1 protein-coding gene is annotated in these 1,669 nt (G+C 71.3%); it reads right to left on the reverse strand.

Annotated features, from left to right (window positions below; translation table 11 throughout):
- The coding region (locus ACZ6NC_RS41915) for a condensation domain-containing protein (RefSeq protein WP_465739145.1) at positions 1-1,669 on the reverse strand (1,669 nt) is incomplete at both ends.

Genomic DNA, 1,669 nt, shown 5'->3' on the forward strand with positions numbered 1-1,669 from the left:
GGCCGGGCGTCGCCGAGCATGTAGGTGATGCGCTCGGTGGGGTAGTTGGGGTCGATCGGCAGGTAGGCGCCGCCGGCCTTGAGGATCGCGAGCAGTGAGACGACGAGGTCGGTGGAGCGTTCCATGTGGACGCCGACGAGGGTCTCCGGGCGGACGCCGTGCTCGGTCAGGAGGTGGGCGAGGCGGTTGGCGCGCTCGTTGAGCTCCGCGTAGGTGAGGGTTTCGTCGGCGAAGACGAGGGCGGTGGCATCCGGGGTGCGGGTGACCTGGGCCTGGAAGAGCTCCGGCATCGTCGCGGCCGGCAGGTCCTGAGCGGTGTCGTTCCACTCGGTCAGGAGCTGCCGACGCTCGGCCTGGTCCAGGATCTCGATCCGGCTGACGGGCTGCTCGGGGTTGGCGGCGACGGCCTCCAGCACCCGGGTGAAGCGCTGGGCGACGGCCTCGACCGTCGCGTGGTCGAACAGGTCGGTCGCGAAGGTGACCCAGCCGTGGAGACCGGCGGCCCGGCCCTGTCCGTCGAAGCGCTCGCCGAGCTGGAAGTCCAGGTCGAACTTGGCCGGGGCCTGTCCTGCGGGGAGCAGTTCGGTTGCGAGGCCCGGGAGTTCGAGGGTGGCCTCGGTGTTGTTCTGAAGGGTGAGCATGACCTGGAACAGCGGGTGCCGGGCCATCGAGCGGGTCGGGGCCAAGTCCTCGACGAGGCGCTCGAACGGGATGTCCTGGTTCGAGAAGGCGCCGAGGCCGGCGTCCTGGACGCGACCGAGGAGAGCGGCGAACGTCGGGTCGCCGTCCAGGTCGGTGCGCATGACGAGGGTGTTGACGAAGAAGCCGACCAGGTCGTCGAGGGCTTCGTCGGTGCGTCCGGCGATGGGGGTGCCGACGGGGATGTCCGTCCCCGCGCCCAGACGGTTGAGCAGGGTCGCGAGTCCGGCCTGGAGGACCATGAACAGGGTCACGCCGCGGGAGCGGGCCAGGTCACTGAGCTGCTGGTGCAGTTCGGCGGACAGGTTCAGGTCGTAGGTCGCGCCCTGGTGGGTGGCGACGGCCGGGCGGGGGCGGTCGGTGGGCAGCTGGAGCTCTTCCGGCAGGTCGGCCAGGGCCTTGCGCCAGTGGGTGAGCTGCTGGGACAGCACGCTCTCGGGGTCGGTGTCCTCGCCGAGGAGCTGCTGCTGCCACAGGGTGTAGTCGGCGTACTGCACCGGCAGCGGCTGCCACGCGGGGGCGGCGCCGTCGAGCCGGGCCTCGTACGCGGTGGAGATGTCGCGGGCGAGCGGGCCCATCGACCAGCCGTCGCCCGCGATGTGGTGCACGACCAGGACGAACACGTGCTCGTTCGCGGAGACGCTGAACAGCTCGGCGCGCAGCGGTACTTCGGTGGACAGGTCGAAGACGTACCCGGCCGCGTCGGCGAGGGCCTGCTCCAGCTCGGCCCCGGTGAGCGAGGTGACGGGCAGGTCGAGGGCGACCGCCGTCGCTTCGAGAATGCGCTGGTGGGGCTGCCCGTTGTGGGTCGGGTAGACGGTGCGCAGGACTTCGTGGCGGGCCAGCACGTCGTGCAGCGCGTCTCGGAGGGCCTTGCGGTCGAGCGCGCCGCTGAGCCGCAGTGCGGTGGGGATGTTGTAGGTGGCGCTGGGGCCTTCGAGCTCGCCGAGGAACCAGAGGCGGCGCTGGG

The organism is Kitasatospora sp. NPDC041988, from assembly GCF_055588525.1.